Here is a 411-nt window from a genome sequence, read left to right on the forward strand (position 1 = left end):
AAAAAAACATGCTATTATTATCATAAAAGTAACTACACCCACAGATCCTAGTGATCCAGACTATATTCATAATGACATAGAGTTATGGAAGTTATTAGGAGAAACCGATGACAACAGTGGAGGCAGATTTTCATTTGAAATTAAGTTTTTTGCCTTTAAAGATACCATTAGCCCTAATGAAGATTACATCGTTTCTCAATTACATTTGCCAAGTATTTTTTTCGGTGAGAAAAGTAAGTATAAGTATGCTGGGCTTTTTCTTCTTAAGCCTTCGGATACCGACTGGCTTAAAACTTCCAGTCAAGACCATGGACAATACGGATGCCCCATACCTGTCGACCCTCCTAGTAGTCAGAAATCTGAAATATACTCTGGACCTGCGTCTTTTACATTTAATAATAACTACTATAG

Annotated in this window: 1 protein-coding gene; it reads left to right on the forward strand. The window is 35.8% G+C overall.

Annotation, left to right across the window (positions count from 1 at the left end):
* Positions 1-411: hypothetical protein (locus E1176_RS20050; protein WP_185152452.1), on the forward strand; the 411-nt coding region annotated here is incomplete at both ends.

The organism is Fulvivirga aurantia, from assembly GCF_009711475.1.
Classification (GTDB): Bacteria; Bacteroidota; Bacteroidia; order Cytophagales; family Cyclobacteriaceae; genus Fulvivirga; species Fulvivirga aurantia.